This is a genomic window from Halotalea alkalilenta DSM 17697 (assembly GCF_000621205.1).
GTDB lineage: Bacteria > Pseudomonadota > Gammaproteobacteria > Pseudomonadales > Halomonadaceae > Halotalea > Halotalea alkalilenta.
Genome location: NZ_JHYY01000021.1, coordinates 123,111 through 144,253 on the forward strand (window position 1 = coordinate 123,111; position 21,143 = coordinate 144,253).

The 21,143-nt window shown below is 66.5% G+C and carries 21 protein-coding genes; 18 read left to right on the plus strand and 3 right to left on the minus strand.

All coding sequences use genetic code 11. The annotated features are described in order from the left end of the window. Positions 1-65 precede the first annotated feature (65 nt). A complete protein-coding gene (gloA, locus tag Q376_RS0102615; RefSeq protein ID WP_027348981.1) occupies positions 66-599 on the minus strand; it encodes a lactoylglutathione lyase in 534 nt (177 codons plus the stop codon). 130 nt (positions 600-729) lie between these two features. Here gloA and Q376_RS0102620 point away from each other — a divergent pair, with 130 nt between their 5' ends. From Q376_RS0102620 to Q376_RS0102640, 5 genes are all read left to right on the plus strand, one after another. Beyond that, positions 730-1,215: a C40 family peptidase gene (locus tag Q376_RS0102620; RefSeq protein ID WP_027348982.1), complete on the plus strand. Its 486-nt coding sequence runs from the start codon at positions 730-732 to the stop codon at positions 1,213-1,215. 342 nt (positions 1,216-1,557) lie between these two features. Then, positions 1,558-2,568: an isocitrate dehydrogenase gene (locus Q376_RS0102625; RefSeq protein ID WP_027348983.1), complete on the plus strand. Its 1,011-nt coding sequence runs from the start codon at positions 1,558-1,560 to the stop codon at positions 2,566-2,568. A 130-nt stretch (positions 2,569-2,698) separates the two neighbouring features. Then, positions 2,699-3,028 (plus strand): DMT family transporter, encoded by a 330-nt coding sequence (locus Q376_RS0102630; RefSeq protein WP_027348984.1) that lies wholly within the window; start codon positions 2,699-2,701, stop codon positions 3,026-3,028. Between the two features lie 46 nt (positions 3,029-3,074). Beyond that, positions 3,075-3,686 (plus strand): HAD family hydrolase, encoded by a 612-nt coding sequence (locus tag Q376_RS0102635; protein ID WP_027348985.1) that lies wholly within the window; start codon positions 3,075-3,077, stop codon positions 3,684-3,686. Between the two features lie 78 nt (positions 3,687-3,764). Beyond that, positions 3,765-5,102, plus strand: coding sequence for an amidohydrolase family protein (locus tag Q376_RS0102640; protein WP_027348986.1), 1,338 nt, complete (start codon positions 3,765-3,767; stop codon positions 5,100-5,102). 37 nt (positions 5,103-5,139) lie between these two features. Here Q376_RS0102640 and Q376_RS21210 read toward each other — a convergent pair whose 3' ends face one another. Further along, positions 5,140-6,423 (minus strand): D-alanyl-D-alanine carboxypeptidase family protein, encoded by a 1,284-nt coding sequence (locus Q376_RS21210; protein ID WP_081803361.1) that lies wholly within the window; start codon positions 6,421-6,423, stop codon positions 5,140-5,142. A gap of 88 nt (positions 6,424-6,511) precedes the next feature. Further along, entirely contained in the window at positions 6,512-7,324 is an 813-nt protein-coding gene (locus Q376_RS0102650; protein WP_052364889.1) for an IclR family transcriptional regulator domain-containing protein, read from the minus strand. A gap of 212 nt (positions 7,325-7,536) precedes the next feature. On the opposite strand from Q376_RS0102650, the gene Q376_RS21215 reads away from it, so the two are divergent. From Q376_RS21215 to Q376_RS0102715, 13 genes are all read left to right on the plus strand, one after another. Then, positions 7,537-8,703: a lyase family protein gene (locus tag Q376_RS21215; RefSeq protein ID WP_052364890.1), complete on the plus strand. Its 1,167-nt coding sequence runs from the start codon at positions 7,537-7,539 to the stop codon at positions 8,701-8,703. Positions 8,704-8,964: 261 nt separating this feature from the next. Next, positions 8,965-9,807, plus strand: coding sequence for a CoA transferase subunit A (locus Q376_RS0102660; protein ID WP_027348988.1), 843 nt, complete (start codon positions 8,965-8,967; stop codon positions 9,805-9,807). Then, the gene (locus Q376_RS0102665) at positions 9,804-10,658 is read left to right on the plus strand and encodes a CoA-transferase subunit beta (protein ID WP_052364891.1); all 855 of its coding nucleotides are present in this window, start codon (positions 9,804-9,806) and stop codon (positions 10,656-10,658) included. The genes Q376_RS0102660 and Q376_RS0102665 overlap by 4 nt, the downstream gene beginning before the upstream one ends. Before the next feature lie 4 nt (positions 10,659-10,662). Next, positions 10,663-11,892 carry a 3-oxoadipyl-CoA thiolase gene (gene pcaF, locus Q376_RS0102670; protein WP_027348990.1) on the plus strand — a complete coding sequence of 410 codons (1,230 nt, stop codon included), beginning with the start codon at positions 10,663-10,665 and terminating at the stop codon, positions 11,890-11,892. A 1-nt stretch (position 11,893) separates the two neighbouring features. After that, entirely contained in the window at positions 11,894-13,078 is a 1,185-nt protein-coding gene (locus Q376_RS0102675; RefSeq protein WP_027348991.1) for an alpha/beta fold hydrolase, read from the plus strand. A 55-nt stretch (positions 13,079-13,133) separates the two neighbouring features. Next, a complete protein-coding gene (gene pcaH, locus Q376_RS0102680; protein ID WP_211266590.1) occupies positions 13,134-13,919 on the plus strand; it encodes a protocatechuate 3,4-dioxygenase subunit beta in 786 nt (261 codons plus the stop codon). A gap of 18 nt (positions 13,920-13,937) precedes the next feature. Continuing rightward, entirely contained in the window at positions 13,938-14,522 is a 585-nt protein-coding gene (gene pcaG / locus Q376_RS0102685; protein WP_052364892.1) for a protocatechuate 3,4-dioxygenase subunit alpha, read from the plus strand. A gap of 185 nt (positions 14,523-14,707) precedes the next feature. After that, on the plus strand, positions 14,708-15,127 hold the full coding sequence (aroQ, locus tag Q376_RS0102690; RefSeq protein ID WP_027348994.1) for a type II 3-dehydroquinate dehydratase: 420 nt from the start codon (positions 14,708-14,710) through the stop codon (positions 15,125-15,127). Between the two features lie 414 nt (positions 15,128-15,541). After that, entirely contained in the window at positions 15,542-16,918 is a 1,377-nt protein-coding gene (locus Q376_RS21220; RefSeq protein ID WP_043445871.1) for an MFS transporter, read from the plus strand. Positions 16,919-17,020: 102 nt separating this feature from the next. Next, a complete protein-coding gene (locus Q376_RS0102700) occupies positions 17,021-18,880 on the plus strand; it encodes a bifunctional sugar phosphate isomerase/epimerase/4-hydroxyphenylpyruvate dioxygenase family protein (RefSeq protein ID WP_027348995.1) in 1,860 nt (619 codons plus the stop codon). A gap of 122 nt (positions 18,881-19,002) precedes the next feature. Then, positions 19,003-19,749, plus strand: coding sequence for an RsiV family protein (locus Q376_RS0102705; RefSeq protein ID WP_027348996.1), 747 nt, complete (start codon positions 19,003-19,005; stop codon positions 19,747-19,749). A gap of 99 nt (positions 19,750-19,848) precedes the next feature. Further along, entirely contained in the window at positions 19,849-20,706 is an 858-nt protein-coding gene (locus Q376_RS0102710; protein ID WP_027348997.1) for a sugar phosphate isomerase/epimerase family protein, read from the plus strand. Then, positions 20,703-21,140, plus strand: a complete 438-nt coding sequence (locus Q376_RS0102715) for a DUF4174 domain-containing protein (RefSeq protein ID WP_027348998.1) — start codon at positions 20,703-20,705, stop codon at positions 21,138-21,140. The genes Q376_RS0102710 and Q376_RS0102715 overlap by 4 nt, the downstream gene beginning before the upstream one ends. The last annotated feature ends 3 nt before the right edge of the window (positions 21,141-21,143 follow it).

The window sequence follows — 21,143 nt, forward strand, 5'->3', positions numbered from 1 at the left end:
GCATATCGGTAGCTGTGTCGATAACAAAGAGCATAGCCACGATCCCCCGGAAGGCGAGCATCGTCTCAGCCGCCGAGCTCTGCGCTGAGCGAAGGCTGGACGATCTCGATCAAGTAGCCATCGGGGTCCTTGATGAAGGCGACGTCCTTCATCTTGCCCTGTTCCGGGCGTTTGGTGAACTCGACCCCTTGCTCATCGAACCAGGCCACCGCAGCGATGAGATCCGGCACCGCGATGCAGATATGGCCATAGCCCTGTGGTTCGCTATTGCCGTTGTGGTAGCCGAACCCTGGATCCTCCTCGGTACCCCAGTTGTGGGTCAGCTCGAGCAGCCCCCGGCGCGAGAAGGTCCAGACGCTGCGCTCCCCGGCATCCTCGGGCGCGATCTCGTCATCATCGAGGTGATCGAGAAAATAGAGCGTGAAACGCATCTCGGGGAAATCGAGCTTACGCAACAGCCGCATACCGAGTATCCCGGTGTAGAAAGCGAGCGCCCGCTCGGGATCCTTGATCCGCACCATCGAGTGATTGAGCGTGAACCCGCGGGTCCGCGAGGGGACGTGTTCGACCACGCCCGGGGCCTGTTCGGTGAAGCTCATTCGATATCTTCCTCTGGTTCGATCGATCCGTGGCGGGGAGATGGCGACGCTGGCCGAGCGAATCAAGGCTCGACGCTCTCGAGCGCTGCAACGATACTGGTGCGCGACCGCCAAAGGCCTGGAGCCCCCCATGCGTCGATCGCCTCTTCCACTTTGCTTGATCGTGCTGCTCGCCCTGCTCGCTGGCTGTGCCGGACGCCCACCGCTCGAGACCAGCGACCGTGGACTGGACAGCGCGGATGGAATCAGCATCGAACGTGCGCTGATCATCGCCACCGCCAAGAGCAACCTGGGGGTACCCTATCGCTGGGGCGGCAACGACCCCGCCCAAGGGCTCGACTGCAGCGGGCTGAGCGAACTCAGCTACCGCGCCGCCGGCTTCTCGCTGCCGCGGATCACCAACGATCAGTTCCAAGCGATCCCCAAGACCGCTGTGGCCCGCCCCGGCGATCTTCTGTTCTTCGGTGCCGGCTCCCGCGCCACCCATGTCGGCATCTACCTCGGCAACCAGCAGATGATCCACGCCCCCGGCAGCGGCCGCAGGGTCGAGCTGGCCAATCTTTCGGTGCGCTACTGGCAGGACAACTACCTCGGCGCAGGCTCGCTGGCGCCCTGAGCCTAGCCGCCCCTCATCGACCAGCCTGCGATCGTGAATCGCGACGGCCAGAAAACTCACTCGCCCTGCGCACGCTCGATGAGCGGCTCCTGCCACGCCACTGTCGACATAAAAGACCGCGAAGTAGGAAACTTACCTGGTGAGCAGCGCGGAACGGGCACTCCATCGGATCGCAGTGTGGAATAATACCCAAAGCCGACGCGAACGACTCCCATCTGCGCGCATGATTGTCTACAATAGCAGCCGCATCTCTCATTCGATCGGCCAGCCCGTTCGGGCTGGCCTGGAGGTCGGGGCGCTCGCCGCCGACGCTCGCTCAGCCACGTCAGACAGGAATCCGCAATGACCCAGACGATCGCAGTGATTCGCGGCGACGGTATCGGCCCCGAAATCATGGACGCCACCCTGCAGGTGCTCGACAGCCTCGACGTCGGCCTCGACTACGAGTTCGTCGAAGCCGGTACCGGCGCACTCGAGTCGCAGGGCGAACTGCTGCCCCAAGCGACGCTCGAGTCGATCAGGAAGCACAAGGTGGCGCTGAAAAGCCCGCTGATGACGCCCGTGGGCGGCGGTTTCTCCTCGATCAACGTCCAGCTGCGGCGGATCTTCGATCTCTACGCCAACGTGCGTCCGGCGATCAGCTTCCCCAACACCAAGTCGCGCTACAGCAACATCGACATGATCACCGTGCGCGAGAACACCGAGGGTGCCTATCGCTCCGAGGGCCAGACGCTCTCCGAAGACGGCGAGATCGCCAAGTCCGAGATCCAGGTCACCCGCAAGGGCTCGGAGCGGATCGCCCGCTACGCCTATGAGCTGGCGAAGAGCACAGGGCGCAAGAAAGTGACCATCGTGCACAAGGCGAACATCATCAAGACCGCCTCAGGGCTGTTCCTCGAGACCGCGCGCAAGGTCGCCGAGGAGTATCCAGAGATCGAGACCCAGGAGATGATCGTCGACAACGCCTGCATGCAGCTGGTGATGCGCCCCGAGCAGTTCGACGTGGTGGTCACCACCAATCTGTTCGGCGACATCATGTCGGATCTTTGCGCGGGTCTGGTCGGCGGCCTCGGCCTCGCCCCGGGCGCCAACATCGGCGAAGAGGCGGCGATCTTCGAAGCAGTCCACGGCTCGGCGCCGGACATCGCGGGCAAAGGCCTGGCCAACCCCTGTGCACTGCTGCTCGCAGCCGCACAGATGCTCGACCATCTCGGCAAGCAGGACAAAGCCGAGCGGCTGCGCGCGGCGATCATCGCCACCCTCGAAGCCAAGGACAGCCTCACCCCCGATCTCGGCGGCAGCGGCACCACCTCGAGCTTCGCCGCCGCGATCGCCAAGCGCGTCGCCGCTTGATCCACGCCAGCGCATGACGCACGACGGGCGGGGAGCGCTCTCCGCCCACCGTGCCTGCACGGGACGTATCGCTTAGACCTTCGATCTGAGCGACACTCGGAAGACCACTCCCTTCGGACCCGTGCACCAGATGACCTATCTTTACCTGCTCATCGCGGTAACCCTCGAGGTGATCGCGACATCCGCGCTGCAAGCCTCGCAGCAATTCACTCGCCCCGTGCCGGTGGCACTGATGGTGGCCGGCTATGCCGGCGCGTTCTATTTTCTCTCGCTGACCCTGCGCGTCCTGCCGGTGGGCATCGCCTACGCATTGTGGAGCGGTATCGGGATCGTGCTGATCAGCCTGGTCGGTGTGTTCTGGTTCCGTCAGACCCTCGATGCGCCTGCGATGATCGGCCTCGGCCTGATCATCGCAGGGGTCGCGGTGGTCAATCTGTTTTCCCGTACGATCAGCCACTGATGCAGCTCGGCAGTTCGACACCGGACGTTCAAGACAGGAGCCCAAGATGACCCTCGCTTCGCGCCGCCACTGGGTGTTCGACATGGATGGCACCCTCACCCTCGCGGTCCACGACTTCCCGGCGATCCGTCGCGCGCTGGATATCCCTGAGAATGCCGATATCCTCGGCCACCTAGCCTCGCTGCCAGCGCAAGAGTCACGCGCCAAGCATGCCTGGCTGCTCGAACATGAGCGCGAGCTCGCCGGCATCTCGCGTCCTGCGCCGGGTGCGGTGGCGCTGGTGCGACAGCTGCGGGACCAGGGTTGCGAGCTCGGTATTCTCACCCGCAACGCACGCGAGCTGGCCTGGGTCACCCTACGCGCCATCGGCCTGGACGACTGCTTCACTCCCGCCGAAGTGCTCGGGCGCGACGAAGCGAAGCCGAAACCCGACCCCGATGGCCTCTACAGGCTCGCCGCGCTCTGGAATACAGCGCCTGAACGGCTGGTGATGGTCGGCGACGGCGTCCACGATCTCGACGCCGGTCGCCGCGCGGGGGCCTACACCGTGCTGGTCAACCGCGCCGAAGGACACGATCCGCGCAGCACCCCGCCCTGGCCCGAGCTGGTCGACCTGGAAGTGCGCGACTGCGCTGCGCTGCGCGCTCGGCTCGCTTAAAATACATAGTCGTTCGAGGCCATCCTCGGCTCATCGATCTAACCTGGAGTCTCACCCATCGACCCAGGAGCCTCATCGATGCACTCATCGCTCACCCGCCGTCGCTTCACCACCCTGCTCGGCGCAGGCCTGGCCGCTGGCGCCCTACCGCTGTCCTGGGCCGACGATCACAGCGCTGGGCGCACCGTACTACTGAACCTGCGCCCGTTCGACGGCGAGCGCATGGGCCCGCCCTCGGCGCTGCTGGTCGAAGGCCAGCGGATCGTCGCGATCGCGCCGATGGAGCGGTTCGAGATCCCCGCGGATGCCCGCCGGATCGACTACCAGGGCCGCTGGGTCATGCCCGGCCTGGTCTGCGATCATGCCCACGTCGGCCTGGTCAGCGGCACTGAGCAAGGGCGACGGTTCTTCACCACCGACAACGCGATCGCCTCGCTTCGACGCTTCCAGCGCTTCGGCGTCACCTCGGTGATGTCGTTGGGCATGACCCCGACCCCTGACCCCGAGGACCTCGCGCGGCTGCGCGACGATCCGGCCAGCGGCGCGGCCTTCTTCACCGGCGGCCCGGGCATCTACGCCCCGGATGGTCTGTCGCCGCGCCCGCAGGACGCCGAGCAAGCGCGTCAAGCGGTACGTGAGCTGGCGCAGCAGCCCATCGATATGTTCAAACTGTGGGTAGATCGCTTCGGCGATGTGCCGCCCATGAGTCCAGAGAGCTATCGCGCCGCGATCGACGAAGCGCACGCGCTGGGCTATCGGGTCGCGGGCCACGTCCGTGCCCTCGAACACGCCAAGGGTCTGATCGATGCGGGCGTCGACGTGATCGCCCACGGAGTGCGCGATCGCGAGGTCGACGACGATTTCATCCGTACGCTGCAGGAGAGCGGTACCTGGTACATCCCTACCTTGCATCTCGACGAGGCGACCTTCCTGTTCGCTGACGAGCCCGAGCGGCTCGAGGATCCTTTCCTGCTCGCCGCGCTCGATCCCGCGATGCGCGAACGCTTCGGCAACGCCGAGTGGCGGCGCGAGCAAGCGGCAAGCGCAGAGGCGGCCGAAGCGCGACGAAACCTGGCCATGAACCTCACCAACATGGGCAGACTGATCGAAGCAGGGGGCGTTCGTTTCGGCTTCGGCACCGATGCCGGCGCCTTTCCCCACCGCCTGCCGGGATTCGCCGAGCATCGCGAGCTCGAGCTGCTGGTACGGGCGGGGATGTCCGCACCGAAGGCGCTCGATACCGCCACCCGTCAAGCTAGCGCGCTGCTGGGACAAGACGACCGCGGCCGGCTCGCCCCAGGCACGCGCGCGGACCTGGTGGTGCTCGATGCCGACCCTCTCGAGGCCATCGTCAACAGCCGGCGCATCCATGCCGTCTGGCAGCAGGGCCGGCAGGTCTCAACGGCAAGCGCCTGAAACACCAAAAACGAGCGACGAACGGGGTTCCAAGTCCTCAGCCGCGCGAGGCCAAGGGCGCATCGCCCTGGACGGCGACCGGCTCGCCGCCGCCGAACAGCAGCCGCACGGAGTCGACGGTGCGGGAGATGAACCCGCCCTCGGCCACCGGCTCGACCGCATAGAGCGCACCGCTCGCGACTACCCGCTCGCCGAGCAGCACCCGATAGCTGCCCACCGCCTCGCCCGCGTTGACCGGCGCCAGCAGCGGCGCGCGCGCGCCGACCAGCTCGCTGCGCAACGTCTTCGGGTCGATATCGTCCGGCAGCGACAGCACCAGGTCGTGGTCGGTGGCCACGCCGAGCCGGTCGCTCGCACCCTTCCAGACCGGCAGGTCGCCGAACGGTACCCCGGCACGGGCGAGCTGGACGTTATGGAAACGGCTATAGCCGTAGTCGAGCAGGACCTTCGCATCGTCGAAGCGACGCAGGTCGCTGTCCGCGCCCAGCACTACCGCGAACATCCGCCGCGACCCGCCGTTTACTTGAGGCCGCTTGGCCGAGGCGATCACACAGTAGCCGGCGGCCGAGGTATAGCCGGTCTTGAGCCCGTCCACGCTGCGGTCGTCGCCGCCGACCATCAGGTTGGTCGCGTGCTTGACGAACTGGCCGTGGCGAAAGACCGGCTCGGCGGAGATCTGGTAGTAGCCCGGGAATTCACGGGTCAGCGCCAGCGCCAGTCGACCGAGATCGCGCGCGGTCGAGTAGTGCCCCGGCGCGGTGATCCCGGAGACGTTGGCGAACCGGGTATCGCGCATGCCGAGCCGCGCCGCCTCCTGGTTCATCTCGGCGACGAAACGAGGGATATCGCCCGCCTGCGCCACCGCCAGGGTGATCGCCGCATCGTTGGCCGAGGCAATGATCAGCCCACGCATCAGCGTGGCGATGCTGATTCGCTCGCCGGGCACCAGGTACATCTTGGACTCGTCGCCGGCGACCTCACGCACCGCCTGCGGCACGGTCACCGTATCATCCCAATCGAGGCGGCCCGCCTCGATCGCACGGAACACCACGAAGGTGGTCATCAGCTTGGTCAGCGAAGCCATCGACCGGCGCCGATCGGCATCATGCTCGGCCAGCACCTGGCCTGAATCGCCATCGAGCAGCAGCCAGGAGGGCGCCTCGACGCCGCTCGGCGGCGCCACGGCCTGCGCCGGCATGGCTTGGACCAGGCCGAAGATCGAAAGCCAACCCACCAGCACCACGCGGATCAAGGCGGATGAACGGGAGATAATCGACGGCGACGACGATGCGAGCGGAGCGGAAGAGATCGAGCGAAACATGCGGCTACCGGCCTGGGGGGCATGACGCGCCCCGTGAATGGAGCGCGCATCATAGCCTTCGCCTCGGCCTCCAGCGACCCCGAAAGGCTCAGCTCAGGTGGGCAGCGAGGCGATCGCGGCGCTCGAGCAGGAAGGGCAGGAAGCGCTCGGTAAGGGTCTGCATGTCGACCCTGGAAGCGTTGGTGCTCAGGTTGATCGCCCCGAGCAGCCTCCCCCCCGCGGTGCGCAGCGGTACGGCCAGCGAACGCAGGCCGGAGTCGAGCTCCTGGTCGACGATGCAGTAGCCCAGCCCGCGAGCCTCGAGGATCCGTTCGCGCAGACGCGCTCGGTCGGTGATGGTGTTCGAGGTGTAGGTCTTGAGTTCGAGCCCCGCCAGCCGGGCGTCGAGAGATTCGTCGTCGAGGCATGCGAGCAGCATGCGTCCCATCGAGGTCGCCGCCGCCGGCAACCGGGTGCCGACCGAGAGCGAAATCGCCATCAGCCGCTGTTTTGAAGCCGAGCGCGCGGCGTAGACCACGTCGTCACCGTCGAGTACGCCGAGCGAGGAGGATTCACCGAGCGCCTCGGTGATCTCCTCCAGCGCTTGCTGCACCGCACCGAGATAATCGTTGGCGGAAAGAAAGGAGTAACCGAGCGAAAGCACCTTGGGCGCCAGCTCGAAGTAGCGATGGCGCTTCACCACATAGCCAAGCGAGTGCAGGGTGAGCAGAAAGCGCCGGGCGCGGGCGCGGTTCATCCCGGTACGCTCGGCGACCTCGGAGAGCGTCATGCTGCGATGCAGCTCATCGAAGGCGGTAATCACTTCCAGGCCGCTGGCGAGCGCAGTGACGAAATCGCGATCGTCGGGGCTCAAGCCCCCTTCTCCGCCCGACAGGGAGGGCTGCTGCGTATCGGACGACATGGGCATCCTCGCTTGTCTGTTATCTGCTCGCGCGAACCAGCGAACGCCTTTCACCCCGTTCGTGGGCAAGGCCTCGATGCGCCCGACCCTAGCATAGAGTTCGCATGGCGTACACCTGTACTCATTACCTATCCGAGCATCTGCCGCTAAGGCACTATTGTGCTATCCCCTCGCCCCCACTTTCTCTAGCAGGCTCCAATGGAGGTCACCCCATGACCAGCCATGTCCATCTTCTTTCACGCCCACTGATGAGCGCAGCGGCTCTCGAGCATTTCAGCGCCGAAGCGCTGGTAGGCGCGATGCTGCGCTTCGAGCTCGAGCTCGCTGGCGCAGAGGAGCTCGCCGGCGAGCTGCCCGAAGGCAGCCAGGCCGCGCTTGCGCGCCACCTCGAAGGACACCGCTTCGACATCTTGCGACTCGAGGAGGAGATCCAGCGCGGCGGCAACGTGGCGATTCCCTTCGTCCGCCAGGCCAAGGAAGCGTTGCCCGAGCCGCTGCGCAAGGTTTTTCATCTCGCCGCCACCAGTCAGGACGTGCTCGACAGCGCGCTGATGCAGCTCACCCAGGCACGATTGCCGCTGCTGCTCGCGCTCATCGCCCGGGTCGAGCGGGCGCTGGCGCAATTGATCGAGAGCGAAACCGACACCTTGATGATCGGCCGCACGCTGATGCAGCAGGCGCTGCCGATCAGCTTCGGGGTCAAGGCTGCCCAATGGGCGCTGGGACTCGACCAGGCCGCGGGCCGCCTGGCCGCGATCGAGCAGAAGCGGCTGCCGGTGCAGTTCGGCGGGCCGGTCGGAATGCTCGAAGGACTCGAGAATGGTCCCGCGGTGATGGACGCACTCGCCGCTCGCCTCGGCCTTCATGCCCCGGCGCTGCCTTGGCATACCGATCGCCAGCCGGTTCACGCGCTGGCCACCGGTATCGACGCGGTGGCCGGCGCGCTCGAGAAGTTCGCCCTCGACATCTCGCTGCTGACCCAGAGCGAGATCGGCGAAGTCCGCGAGCCCGGCGGCAAGGGCGTGGGGGAATCCTCCTCGATGCCGCACAAGCGCAACCCGGTGCGCTGCGCGCTGATCATCGCCGCCGCGCGCCAGATCCACGGGCTGAGCCGGGTCGTCACCGATGCCTGCGCCCAGCCGCTGGAGCGCGGACTCGGCCAGTGGCACGCCGAGTGGGCACCGCTGATCGAGCTCCAGGCGCTGCTCGAAGGAGCATTGGAACATGCCGCCACCCTGGCCGAAGGACTCGAGCTCGACCGCGAAGCGATGCGCACCAACCTCGCCGCCGCCGGCCACGCCGACGCGGGAAGCAGCGACAACGCCAGGCTGCTGTGCCAGCGCGCACTCAAGGCCCTGCATCGTTCGCCCCAGTGCTGATGGCAGCAGCAAACGGAAGCCGAAAAATCCTAGACCTTGGTCGTAACCAGCCCGCCCCTATGCTTCCCCTCACCGAGCCTGGGAGGACGCCAACAGTCTGATAATCATCGGATTTATGTATTCCTCGCGGCGATGGTGGGAAACCGCGGCCGGCCGAGGGCGAATTGATTTTCGCCAGCGCCGGGCATAGCTTGTTCGCATATCAAATATTTGTTCACCAAACGAATACATCCACCACGCTGCGCCGAAGGAGCCATGTCCATGGCCGAATTCCTGAGCCTCGAGGAGGCGATCTCCCGCTACGTCGAAGACGGCGCGACGGTCGCCCTCGAAGGTTTCACCCACTTGATCCCCTACGCCGCCGGTCACGAGATCATTCGCCAGGGCAGGCGCGAACTGACCCTGATGCGGATGACGCCGGACATCCTCTACGACCAGATGATCGGCATGGGCTGCGCGAGGAAGCTGATCTTCTCCTGGGGCGGCAACCCTGGCGTCGGTTCGCTGCACCGCATGCGCGATGCGGTCGAGCGCGGCTACCCGCGCCCGCTCGAGCTGCTCGAGCACAGCCACGCGGCCATGGCCCATGCCTACGAGGCCGGTGCCGCCGGCCTGCCGCTGGCGGTGATGCGCGGCTACATCGGCAGCGACCTGCCCCAGGTCAATCCCGATATCCGCCATATCGAGTGTCCGTTCACCGGCGAGAAGCTCGCTGCGATCCCCTCCAACCGGCCGGACGTGGCGATCATCCATGCCCAGAAGGCCGACCGGGCCGGCAACGTGCTGGTCGAGGGCATCATCGGGGTACAGAAGGAGGCGGTGCTCGCCGCCCGCGTCGCGCTGGTCACCGTCGAGGAGCGAGTCGACGAGCTGGACACCCACCCCAACGCGTGTGTACTGCCGGCCTGGACGATCGACGCGATCAGCGTGGTGCCGCGCGGCGCCTGGCCCTCCTATGCCCACGGCTACTACGCCCGCGACAACGGTTTCTACAAGAGCTGGGATGCGATCGCCCGCGACCGCGACGCGTTCGCCGCCTGGATGCGGGAACACGTGATCGAGCCCCAGTCCGCCGAACGATCCACCATCGGGAGCCCGTCATGAGCGATACCGTACCAGTCCGCGACGGCGCCGACGCCGCGCTCGACTACAGCTTCGAGGAGATGATGACCGTCACCGCCGCGCGCGCGCTCGGCAACGGCACCACCTGCTTCGTCGGCATCGGCCTGCCCAGCCAGGCGGCCAATCTCGCCCGGCTCACCCATGCCCCCGAGGTGGTGCTGATCTACGAATCGGGCACGGTGCAGACCAGGCCCGAGGTGCTGCCACTGTCGATCGGCGACGGCGAGCTGTGCGAGACCGCGCTGACCACCGTCTCGGTACCCGAGATGTTCCGCTACTGGCTGCAGGGCGGGCGGATCGACGTCGGCTTCCTCGGCGCCGCCCAGGTCGACCGCTACGCCAACCTCAACTCGACATTGATCGGCGACTACCGCAACCCCAAGGTGCGCCTGCCCGGCGGCGGCGGGGCGCCGGAGATCGGCACCCACTCGCGCGAGGTGTTCATCATGCTCAAGCACTCCAAGCGCACCTTCGTTCGCGACGTCGATTTCATCACCACGCTCGGCTTCGGCCGCGACGGCCAGGCGCGCGCGCAACTTCCCCCGCAGACCGCCAGCCACGTAGGTCGAGGTCCGACCAAGGTGATCACCGACCTGTGCGTGCTCGCCCCCGAGGCCGGCAGCAACGAACTGGTGGTCGTATCGATCCATCCGGGCGTCAGCCGCGATCGGATCCGCGATGCCACCGGCTGGGAGATTCGCTTCTCCGACCGGGTCGAGGTCACGCCGGCGCCGGACGCCCGCTCGCTGGAGGCGCTGCGCGCGCTGAAGGCGCGCACCGAGGCGCACCACGACAGCGCCCAGGCGGATTTCACCGCCAGCGCCAAGGAGTGAAGGGATGAACGATGCCTATATCTGCACCCCGCTGCGCTCGGCCATCGGCCGCTTCGGCGGCACGCTCGCCGCAGTGCGTCCGGACGATCTCGCCGCACGGCTGATCGAGGCCGTGCTGGCCGAAAATCCCCGGCTCGACCCGCAAGCGATCGAGGATGTGATCTTCGGCTGCGCCAACCAGGCTGGGGAGGACAATCGCAGCGTGGCGCGGATGGCCGCGCTGCTCGCGGGGCTGCCGACCAGCGTGCCGGGCACCACGGTCAACCGGCTGTGTGGCTCAAGCCTGGATGCGATCGGCTATGCCGCGCGGACGATCTTCTCCGGCGAGGCGGAGCTCCTGCTGGTCGGCGGAGTCGAATCGATGTCCCGCGCTCCCTATGTGATGGGCAAGGCGCAAAGCGCCTTCGGCCGCGACCAGCGGATCGAGGACACCACCATCGGCTGGCGCTTCGTCAATCCGAAGATGGAGGCCGCCTACGGGGTCGACTCGATGCCCGAGACCGCCGAGAACGTCGCCCAGCAGTTCGGCATCTCGCGCGCGGACCAGGACGCCTTCGCACTGCGCTCGCAGCAGAAGACCGCCGCCGCCCAGGAGAGCGGACGGCTGGCGCGTGAGATCGTGGCGGTCGAAATCCCCCGCCGCAAGCAGGATCCGCTGCGCTTCGAGATCGACGAGCACCCGCGCGCCGACACTACCCTGGAAAAGCTCGCCAGGCTTCCCGCCCCGTTTCGCGCCGAAGGCGGCAGCGTGACTGCCGGCAACGCCTCGGGGGTCAACGATGGCGCGGTGGCGATGCTGCTGGCCTCCCGGCGGGCAGTGACGAAGCACGGGCTGAAGCCGATCGCCAAGGTGCTCGGTGTCGCCGTGGCCGGGGTCGAGCCGCGGATCATGGGCATCGGCCCGGTGCCGGCGACCCGCAAGCTGCTCGCGCGGCTGGGTCTCTCGATCGAGCGGATGGACGTGATCGAACTCAACGAAGCCTTCGCCGCCCAGGCGCTGGCCTGCCTGCGCGAGCTCGGCATCGATGACGACGATCCCAGGGTCAACCCCAACGGCGGCGCGATTGCGCTCGGCCACCCGCTCGGCATGTCCGGCGCGCGGCTGGTCGCTACCGCCGCTCATCAGCTCGAGCAGGGCGGCGGGCGCTATGCGCTGTGCACCATGTGCATCGGCGTCGGCCAGGGGATCGCTGCGGTGATCGAGCGGGTCGACGGCCGTCCAGAGGAGCTATGAGATGGAATTCTTCGATCGCGGCGGCCGTCTGATCGGCTATCGCTTGCTCGGCCCCGAGGCCGCACCGCTGGTAGTGCTCGCCCATCCACTAGGAATGTCTCAATCGGTGTGGGACGGCGTGCTGCCGGCGCTGCTCAAGCGCCATCGGGTGCTGACCTGGGACCTGCCCGGCCACGGCGCCAGCGCTCCCTGTGATGGGCCCTTGACGCTCGACGCACTGGTCGAGGACCTGCTGGCGCTGGTCGCACTCGCCGGTAGCGAACGTTTCGACTTCGTCGGCACCTCGATCGGCGGTGTGATCGGCCAGGCGCTGCTGCGCGACCATCGCGCGCGACTGAATCAGGTGGTGCTGACCAACACCGGCGCAAGGATCGGCACGCCCGAACATTGGGCCGCCCGCGCCGAGCGGGTGCTGGAAGAGGGGCTTTCGACGCTCGCCCCCGAGCTCGCACCGCGCTGGTTCTCGCCGGTCAGCCGCGAGCGCGCCGGGCTGGTCGAGGGCTGGACGCAGGGGCTCGCTCGCACTGACGATCGAAGCTATGCCCGGCTCTGCGCGGTACTGGCCGGGTTCGAAGGCCCCGAATTGGATGCCGATGCCGCACGCGGGGTGCACCTGCTCGGCGGCGCGGACGATCTGTCGACGCCGCCGCAGACGCTCGAGTCACTGGCCGCGAAGCTTGCCGATGCACCGCTCGAGATCCTCGAGCACGTCGGCCATGTGCCTTCGGTCGAGGCGCCGGACGTACTCGCCGCTCGTCTCGATGCATGGCTTGCGCCCGCGCGTGAAGGGCTGGGCATGCATGGGGTCGACTTCGATACCGGGATAGAAATCCGCAAGCGGGTGCTCGGCACCGAGCACGTCGAGCGCTCACTGGAGCGCGCCACCCCCCTGGATGCACCGTTCCAGCAGCTGATCACCCGCTTCGCCTGGGGCGAGCTGTGGGGAGACCCGACCCTGTCGGTGACCCAGCGCAGCCACATCACTCTCGCGATCCTCGCTGCGCTGGGCCGTGATGGCGAGCTCGCACTGCACCTGCGCACCGCCCGCCGCACCGGCGTCAGCGAAGCGGAGCTGCGCCAGGTGATGATGCACGTTGCCACCTACGCCGGTGTCCCGGCCGCCAACCATGCGCTTGCGATGGCGCGCCAGCATGGCTGGGGCGACAGGCCCACGGCGCTCGAATGAGCGACCACTGACTTTCGAAGCGCCGCCGTGAGCGGCACGAAGGAGGACATATAGAATGACGATCGACCTCGGCCGCCACGGCATACGTGAATCGGACGATCCGACGATCCCTGGCGACTACGTCTCGCCGGTGACCGGCTATGAGACCAACTCGCTGATCGAGAATCCTGCCAACCTGCACCAGCCGCCGATGGTGTTCGATCCCTACCAGTCGACCCGGCTGCGCGGCCCGCGCAACAAGCTGGTGCCAGTCGCATCGAGCCGTACCGAGCGGACCGCGCCGGTCTATGGCTTCCACAACATCGGACGGATGGACAACGACCTGACGATCCAGCACGACGGCCAGCCGCTGGGCGAAAAGATCGTGATCGTAGGCCAAGTCCGCAACGACGCGGGGCAGCCACTGCCCAACACGCTGATCGAGATCTGGCAGGCCAACGCCTCGGGGCGCTACATCCACAAGAAGGACCAGCACCCCGCGCCGCTCGACCCTAACTTCACCGGCGCCGGACGCACCTTCACCGATGAAAACGGCTATTACAAGTTCATCACCATTCGCCCGGGGCCTTATCCCTGGGGCAATCACCATGATGCCTGGCGCCCGGCGCACATCCACTTTTCGCTGCTCGGCCGCGCCTTCCACCAGCGGTTGGTCACCCAGATGTACTTTCCCGGAGACCAGCTGCTCGAGATCGATCCGATCTACATGGCCAACCCCAGCGCTCGCGCCCGCGACCTGCTGATCGCCCGCTTCGATCGCCGCTTCGACGTACCGGGCATCGCACTTGGCTATCGTTTCGACATCGTGATCGGCTCGCCGCGCGCGACCCCGTTCGAATAACGCAAGGAGATTCGACCGATGACCACCACCCCACGAGCGATGCGCGAGATGGAGACCTCGCGGCTGCCGAGCGGCAGCCAAACAGTCGGCCCCTTCTTTCACTACGGACTGCTCGAGAACGGTGACGTACCCTTGATCCGCGGCACCGATGCGCCAGCCGGGCAACGGATACGGATCGAGGGCCGGGTGTTCGACGGCGCGGGCGATCCGGTCAACGATGCGCTGCTCGAGATCTGGCAAGCCGACGGCTTCGGACAGTTCAATACCGAGTGCGCGGAGGCGTCGTTCGACGGCTTCGGACGGCTGCACTCACGCGAGGATGGCAGCTTCGTGATCGACACGGTGCTGCCGGGCCGGGTCGACGGTCAGGCTTCGCACCTGAATCTGCACCTGTTCTCGCGCGGGCTGTTGAACCATCTGTTCACCCGCATCTACTTCGAGGGCGAACCCGGGCTCGACAGCGACCCCATGCTCACCGAAGTGCCCGAGGCTCGTCGCCGCACGCTGATCGCACGCCGCGACGGCAGCAGCGACGGCCTCGACCGCTACCGTTTCGACTTGCACATGCAGGGCAGCGAAGAGACGGTGTTCTTCGCTCTCTGAGCCCCAGGCGCCGGGCCGTGCCCGGCGCCGGCCTCCCCTCATCCGCGGGAATTCGCGCATGCAGCCCGGTCTGGTCGCCATCGGCATCGTCGCTCCGGCAGCCGGTGAGCGGCGATGCTGCACAGCCCGAAAGCCTGTTAGGATTTCGCTGAATCATCCACGTCATCCACCACGAGCGAGCCAAGATGAGAATCCTCCTGCTCCACGGCCCCAACCTCGACCTGCTCGGCAAGCGCCAGCCCGAGATCTATGGTCACGAGACCCTCCAGGACATCGAGAACAAGGTCCGTGGACATGCCTTCGGGCGGGCCGAGATCGAGTGCTACCAATCGAATCACGAGGGGGAGCTGATCGAGGCAATCCATCGCGCGCGCCAGGGCTGCGATGCGGTCATCATCAATGCAGGCGCCTATACCCACACATCGGTGGCAATTCTCGACGCCTTGAATGCGTTCGACGGCAAGGTGGTCGAAGTTCATCTTTCCAACGTGCATCGCCGTGAAGAGTTCCGACACCGCTCCTACATCGCCGGAAGAGCGGACGGGATCATCATCGGTCTCGGTTCCTACGGCTATCTCGCCGCGGTCGACTTCCTCACCCAGTAAGCCCCTTCCCCTCCATGCCGGCTCATACCACCCCGGGGAGCATCGCCCGGGCCTCGTAGGCCGCCGCTCGTCGCCCCCCGGCACACGGGGCGACGCGGCTGGCCGAGCATCGCCTCGCCCCGGCGTGCCGCGCTCGCTGGGCAGCGAGCTGCCCCCCCACGTCCCAAGCTCGGGAAAGGCCGCTCCAATCCTGCCAAACCCATGAATCAATCATAAAAAACAATAAGTTGCGCCACAGATCTCTACATCGATGGCACATTCTGGGGCATTTCTAAGACGTTGGTTGAAATGTAGGCGGCAGCGACTGCCTTTATGATCCAGGCCACGTTCGAGGTGAAAACATTTGTTCGCATAGCGTAAATATTACCTAGTGAGCGGAGCCGCACCCCGTCATCGAAGGATGAGGAGAGCCACATGCAGCGTTTCAAACAGGATGTCGAGACCTTCGTCGATGAGCGTCCGCTAGGCGGGTTCCAATGGCTGGTGGTCGGCTTCGGCTTCCTGATCATCGCACTGGATGGCTTCGACATCGCTGTGATGGCGTTCGCCGCGCCGGACTTGCTGACCAAATGGGGCATCGAGCGCAGCGATCTCGGCCCGGTGATGAGTGCCGCACTGATCGGACTCGCTATCAGCGCGATGTTCGCGGGGCCGCTGGCGGACCGCTTTGGGCGCAAGAAAGTGCTCTGTGCCGCCGTATTCATCTTCGGCAGCATGACCCTGATGACCGCCTTCGCCACCGATCTCACCACGCTGATGGTGCTGCGCTTCATCACCGGGCTAGGGCTCGGTGCGGCGATGCCCAACGCCGGCACCCTGGTCGCCGAGTACGTACCGGCGAAGTACCGCTCGCTGTTGATCACCGTGGCGTTCTGCGGCTTCACCCTCGGCGCCTCGCTCGGTGGCTTCGTTTCCGCCTGGGTGATACCCGCCTATGGCTGGGAAGGGCTGATGGTGCTGGGCGGCGTGCTCCCCCTGGTGACGCTGCCGCTGATGGTTTGGAAGATGCCCGAATCGGTCAAACTGCTGCTGCTGCGCGAGGGTTTCAGCGCCCGGGCGCGACGGGTCGCCCTTCGCCTGGCGCCCGAACTCAAGGGCCGGGAGTTCGAACTGGTGGCACCGAGCTGCGACCAGGGCGTCGAGGTAGAACGTGCGCTCAAGCGCTCACCGCTCAAGATGATCACCAGCTCTCCGTTCATGGTCGGCACCCTGTCGATGTGGGTGGTCTACTTCGCCGGCCTGTTCCTGGTCTACCTGCTGGGCAGCTGGCTACCGCTGATGGTCGAGGACATGGGCTTCACCGTCGCCCAGGCTGCATTCATCGCCTCGTTCTTCCAGCTCGGCGGCACCGTCGGATCGGTGTTCTGGGGCTGGTGCATGGACCGGCTCGAACCCAACCTGGTGCTCTGCTTCGGCTATGGCCTTGGCGGCGCGCTGGTGATCAGCATCGGACTGACCAGCGGCGGCTTCATCGCCATGTGCGCGCTGGCGGCGCTGGTCGGCTTCTGTTTCAGCGGCAGCAACACCGGGATGAATGCGCTGGCCAACGCCTTCTACCCCACTGCGGTGCGCTCCACCGGCGCCAGCCTGATGCACGGCGTCGGTCGCCTCGGCGCAATCTCCAGCGCCTTCATCGGCGCCACCCTGCTCGCCTCGTCGATATCGATGCAGGCAATCTTCATCTGCTTGTCGATCCCGGCGCTGGTCGCTTCCGTAGCGCTGCTGGTCAAGTCGATCGACGCCCGCCGGCGCGACAGCGTGAAGCAGCGTTCGGGCTTGAGCACCTCCTGAGGCGCAATACGGGCCAAAGGCGGGATCAGCCGCTATGTTGCTGAGTCAAGCGCCATCGAGCGACCAGCCTTCACCAAGTCGACATCTGCATAGGAGAACAGCATGCGAGCCATTGCCACGGTCTGCCTGAGCGGTGAACTGCCCGACAAGCTCGAAGCGATCGCGCGCGCCGGCTACGAAGGCGTCGAAATCTTCGAAAACGACCTGCTCGGCTACGCGGGGCCCCCTGAGGAGGTGCGCCGGCTGGCCGAGCGGCTGGGGCTCAAGATCATCGCACTGCAGCCGTTCCGCGATTTCGAGGCGATGCCGGAACCACAGCGCACGCGCAACTTCGAGCGCGCCGAGCGCAAGTTCGCACTGATGAAGACGCTGGGCACCGACTTCATGCTGGTGTGCAGCAACACTTCGCCGCTTTCGCTCGATGATCGCTCGCGGGTGGTCGAGGACTTCCGCGAGCTGGCCCGCCGTGCCCACGCCCACGGCCTGCGGATCGGCTTCGAGGCGCTCGCCTGGGGCCGCCACATCAACGACTATCGCGAGGTCTGGTCGATCGTCGAGGAAATCGACCATCCGGCGCTGGGCATCGTGCTCGACAGCTTCCACCTCCTCGCGCTCGGCCTACCCACCGAGCCGATCCAGCGGATTCCCGGCGACAAGATCTTCCTGGTCCAGCTCGCCGATGCGCCGTTGCTCGATATGGACGTGCTCAGCTGGAGCCGGCACTACCGCAACTTCCCGGGGCAGGGACGGCTGCCGATCGAGTCATTCATGAAGGCGCTTGGCAAGACCGGCTACCAGGGCCCGCTCTCTCACGAGATTTTCAACGACGCCTTTCGCGCCGCGCCCACCCAGGCCACTGCGCTCGACGGCATCCGTTCGCTGATCCTGGTCGAGAACATGGTGCCGAACGCCGAGTTCTTCACCCCGATTCCCCAGGCGCCGCGCTATGACGGCATCCATTTCATTGAATTCACCCTCGACGAGGACAGCGAGAAATCCTTCTCGGCGATGATCGAAGCGCTCGGCTTCCGCAAGGTCGGGCGCCATCGCTCGAAGAACGTCGACCTCTGGCGCCAAGGCGAGCTGCATCTCGTGCTCAATTTCGAAACCGACAGCTTCGCCCACACCTATCGGCTGCTCAATGGTCCCTCCGTCTGCGCGGTGGGCTTCCGGGTCAGCGACCCTGAGCTGGCGATGGCACGGGCGCGCGCCTTTCGAGCCCCGGTGTACCACGGTCCGATCGGTGAGGGCGAAGGCGACATCCCGGCGCTGCGCGGCGTCGAAGGCAGCCTGATCTATCTGGTCGACCCCGAGACCGCGAAGGAGAAGCAGTGGCGCCAGGACTTCCAGCTCTTCGAACCAGAGGGCGAAGAAGCGGGTATTCGCGCAGTGGACCACCTCACCTACGTGCTGCAGCCAACCCAGCGGCTCTCCTGGCAGCTTTACTATCGCACCGTGTTCGACTTCGTCGCTGGCAGCGAGCACGAGTACGCCGATCCCCGCGGGCTGGTGCTGAGCCAGGCGGTGACCAGCCAGGACGGCACCATCCGCCTGCCGCTCAACGTCTCGCCGGCGCGGGAGACGCTGCCTGGGCGTTTTCTCGAACAACACCAGGGCGGGATACAGCAAATCGCGCTCGAATGCGCGGACATCTTCGCCACCGTCGATCGGCTGCGGTCGGCCGGCGCAAGGCTGCTCGAGATTCCCGACAATTACTATGACGATCTCGCCGCGCGCTTCGAGCTCTCCGATGAGCTGCTCGAGGCGCTGCAAAGCCGTCATATCCTCTACGACCGGATCGACGACGGCGAATTTTTCCAGGTCTACACCCTGGCGTTCCAGGACCGCTTCTACTTCGAGATCGTCGAGCGGCGCGGCGGCTACCGCCAGTTCGGGGCCGCCAATGCCTCGATCAGGATCACCGCCCAAGCGCATGCCCGCGCTCGCCAGCTGCGCTACTGAGTCAACCTGGCCGAGCGGCTCGGATATCCGCCCGGCCGGCCGCCGACCTGAACATGATGGCTTGCATTCCCGCACCGCGCGTCGCTTCATGGGTCTCCTCACCCACGCCTCACGGAGCCATCATGCGTCGTATCCTTCTCGCGCTGCTGCCACTGCTGCTGAGCGCCTGCGCCACCGCACCGGATCGCGCCCCTGAACCGGTCTCGTCCGCCACCCAGGTCGAATGGCGACGCGTCGCTCCGGGCTGCCAGGGCGACGACTGCGCCTATGTCCGTGCCGACTACCCGCGCTACCCGGGCCAGCCCGAGCTCGACCGCGCGGTGCGTGAAGGCCTGGCGGGGATCGCGGTGGACGTCGGTGAGACCAACACCGCCTCCGCCAGCCCCGAGGCCTATGCCACCCGCTTCCTCGCCATCGCCGCACGCATCGGCGCCGACGACCCACGCTGGGCGAGCGAGCTCAGCGCCCGCGAGCTGCGCCGCACTTCAAGCCTGGTGGTGCTCGAACTCGACGCCTACGTCTACACCGGCGGCGCCCACGGCATGCCGACCACTCGCTACCTGATCTTCGATCTGCGAGACCGGCGAGCGCTCGGGCTCGACGACCTGCTGCTGCCGGGCCGCCGCGATGCCTTCGAACAGCTCGCCCGCGAGGCCCACGCCGACTGGGCGAAGCGGCAGTTTCCCGATGATCCCGGCTTCACCGAGCAGTGGGCGTTCTCGCTCAGCGACAACGTCGCGCCGCTCACCGATGGGCTGACGCTCAAGTACGACGTCTATGCGATCGCGCCCTACTCGGAGGGCCAGCCGGAACTGGTGATTCCCTATTCGCGACTCGATGGCATCCTCGATCCGCGCTGGCTGCAATAAGATGGAGGCCGGCCCGCGCCCAGCTGCGCGCCATTGCTCGCTTGTCCAGAACGACATCTGCGCTCGGCAAGCGCGTTCCCGCGGACCCAGGAGTGACCCATGCGCACCATAGCCACTGTCTGCCTCGGTGGAGATCTGGCCGACAAGCTCGAGGCGATCGCCGCCGCCGGCTTCGAAGGTGTCGAAATCCATGCCCCCGACCTGGCGCAGAGCCGTCTCACCGAAAAGCGGATCGGCCGTCTCGCCCGCGAGCTGGGCCTGCGCGTGGTCTGCCTGCAGCCGATCGAGGATTTCGAGGGCCACTGCGACCCCGAACAGCGTGGCGAGCGTCTCAAGCGCTGTTTCGAGACGATGGATGCGCTCGGTACCGAGCTTTTGCTGATCGCGAGCAACACCGATCGCACGGCGAGCGCCAGCGCCGAGCGCCGTCTGGACGACCTTGGCGCTGCGGCCGAGTTCGCCAGCGCCCACGACAAGCGCATCGGCTTCGAGGCGCTCGCCTGGGGCGACCAGGTCTGCGACTACCGCCAGGCCTGGGAGATCGTGCGCCGGCTCGACCATCCGCAGTTCGGGTTGGTGCTCGACAGTTTCCATCCATTGGCCCGCAACGAACCGCTCGAACTCATGGCGACCCTGCCGGCCGAGCGGATCTTCCTGGTCCAGCTCGCCGACGCGCCGCGCCGCGAGGTGTTCCTCGACAGCGGCGACGACGAGCTGTGCAAGCGCCAGCTGTTCGACTGGAGCCGCCACGCGCGGCGCTTTCCTGGCGAGGGAGAGCTCGCGCTCGAGCCGTTCTATGCGGCGATCGCCGCGATCGACTATCGCGGGCCGCTATCGATCGAGACGTTCAACGATCGCTACAGTGCCCACCCCGTCGCCGACGTCGCCAAGCAGGCGGCAAAGGCGCTGGATGGCGCGATCACCCGGATCGACGCCCTGCGCAAGGAGCACCGATGAAGCGCATGCTCGGCTACTGCATCGCACTGACCGGCCTGCTGGCCTCCTCGCTGACGGCCGCCCAGGACCCGGCGGCCAATCCGCTGCTCGCCGAACGCGGCCACCATCGACCGCTGGTGATGATCGCACCGCAGGCCAACGACCCCGATTACCGCCGGCTGGCGATCGAGCTCGACCAGCCGCCCAACCGCACCGCCCTCGAGCAGCGCGGCATGCCGCTGTACACCGTGATCGGCGGCGTCGGCAGTCGAGATGGACATCCGCTCACTCCCTACGAGACCGCCGCGCTCATGGCTGCGCTGCAAAGCGATGGCTTCGGCCCGCTGCGGGTGATACTGATCGGCCGTGACGGCGAACCGAAAATGGATATCGAAGGCTATCTGCCGTCGTCGCAGATCCTCGATATCGCCGACAGGATCGATACGAGGCGATAGCGC

Bases quoted from the DNA above. Each gene is read 5' to 3' on its own strand.
- Q376_RS21215 (WP_052364890.1), top strand. From the start codon at position 7,537: ATGACCAGCCATGTCCATCTTCTTTCACGCCCACTGATGAGCGCAGCG.
- Q376_RS0102665 (WP_052364891.1), top strand. From the start codon at position 9,804: ATGAGCGATACCGTACCAGTCCGCGACGGCGCCGACGCCGCGCTCGAC.
- Q376_RS0102660 (WP_027348988.1), top strand. From the start codon at position 8,965: ATGGCCGAATTCCTGAGCCTCGAGGAGGCGATCTCCCGCTACGTCGAA.
- aroQ (WP_027348994.1), top strand. From the start codon at position 14,708: ATGAGAATCCTCCTGCTCCACGGCCCCAACCTCGACCTGCTCGGCAAG.
- Q376_RS0102710 (WP_027348997.1), top strand. From the start codon at position 19,849: ATGCGCACCATAGCCACTGTCTGCCTCGGTGGAGATCTGGCCGACAAG.
- Q376_RS21220 (WP_043445871.1), top strand. From the start codon at position 15,542: ATGCAGCGTTTCAAACAGGATGTCGAGACCTTCGTCGATGAGCGTCCG.
- Q376_RS0102675 (WP_027348991.1), top strand. From the start codon at position 11,894: ATGGAATTCTTCGATCGCGGCGGCCGTCTGATCGGCTATCGCTTGCTC.
- Q376_RS0102620 (WP_027348982.1), top strand. From the start codon at position 730: ATGCGTCGATCGCCTCTTCCACTTTGCTTGATCGTGCTGCTCGCCCTG.
- Q376_RS0102715 (WP_027348998.1), top strand. From the start codon at position 20,703: ATGAAGCGCATGCTCGGCTACTGCATCGCACTGACCGGCCTGCTGGCC.
- pcaH (WP_211266590.1), top strand. From the start codon at position 13,134: ATGACGATCGACCTCGGCCGCCACGGCATACGTGAATCGGACGATCCG.
- Q376_RS0102625 (WP_027348983.1), top strand. From the start codon at position 1,558: ATGACCCAGACGATCGCAGTGATTCGCGGCGACGGTATCGGCCCCGAA.
- Q376_RS0102635 (WP_027348985.1), top strand. From the start codon at position 3,075: ATGACCCTCGCTTCGCGCCGCCACTGGGTGTTCGACATGGATGGCACC.
- Q376_RS0102640 (WP_027348986.1), top strand. From the start codon at position 3,765: ATGCACTCATCGCTCACCCGCCGTCGCTTCACCACCCTGCTCGGCGCA.
- pcaG (WP_052364892.1), top strand. From the start codon at position 13,938: ATGACCACCACCCCACGAGCGATGCGCGAGATGGAGACCTCGCGGCTG.
- Q376_RS0102630 (WP_027348984.1), top strand. From the start codon at position 2,699: ATGACCTATCTTTACCTGCTCATCGCGGTAACCCTCGAGGTGATCGCG.
- gloA (WP_027348981.1), bottom strand. From the start codon at position 599: ATGAGCTTCACCGAACAGGCCCCGGGCGTGGTCGAACACGTCCCCTCG.
- pcaF (WP_027348990.1), top strand. From the start codon at position 10,663: ATGAACGATGCCTATATCTGCACCCCGCTGCGCTCGGCCATCGGCCGC.
- Q376_RS0102650 (WP_052364889.1), bottom strand. From the start codon at position 7,324: ATGTCGTCCGATACGCAGCAGCCCTCCCTGTCGGGCGGAGAAGGGGGC.
- Q376_RS0102700 (WP_027348995.1), top strand. From the start codon at position 17,021: ATGCGAGCCATTGCCACGGTCTGCCTGAGCGGTGAACTGCCCGACAAG.
- Q376_RS21210 (WP_081803361.1), bottom strand. From the start codon at position 6,423: ATGTTTCGCTCGATCTCTTCCGCTCCGCTCGCATCGTCGTCGCCGTCG.
- Q376_RS0102705 (WP_027348996.1), top strand. From the start codon at position 19,003: ATGCGTCGTATCCTTCTCGCGCTGCTGCCACTGCTGCTGAGCGCCTGC.